The organism is Chryseobacterium sp. CH21 (assembly GCF_004119445.1).
Classification (GTDB): domain Bacteria; phylum Bacteroidota; class Bacteroidia; order Flavobacteriales; family Weeksellaceae; genus Chryseobacterium.
This window is the reverse complement of the sequence record NZ_QICI01000053.1, coordinates 1-266: the sequence shown is the minus strand read 5'-3', so window position 1 is coordinate 266 and position 266 is coordinate 1. Positions and strand designations below refer to the sequence as shown.

Annotated in this window: 1 pseudogene; it reads left to right on the top strand. The window is 38.7% G+C overall.

Features of this window, described 5'->3' with window-relative positions:
• Positions 1–242: pseudogene (locus BOQ62_RS23200) on the top strand (hypothetical protein); the annotation flags it as partial.
• Positions 243–266 lie beyond the last annotated feature (24 nt).

Genomic DNA, 266 nt, shown 5'->3' with positions numbered 1-266 from the left:
AACGAGTCTGGTAAGCGCCACTTCAATTATCGGTCCGCCTATTATGACTCATCTTTTTTACTATTTTACGCATGATAAGGCTCCGTTTAAATTTTCAGGGGCTCCGTTTTCTTCTGGCTTCGGTTTTGATGATGATAAGTGCTATTATCATCTATTATACATTGAAGAACGAGTCTGGTAAGCGCCACTTCAATTATCGGTCCGCCTATTATGACTCATCTTTTTTACTATTTTACGCATGATAAGGCTCCGTTTAAATTTTCAGG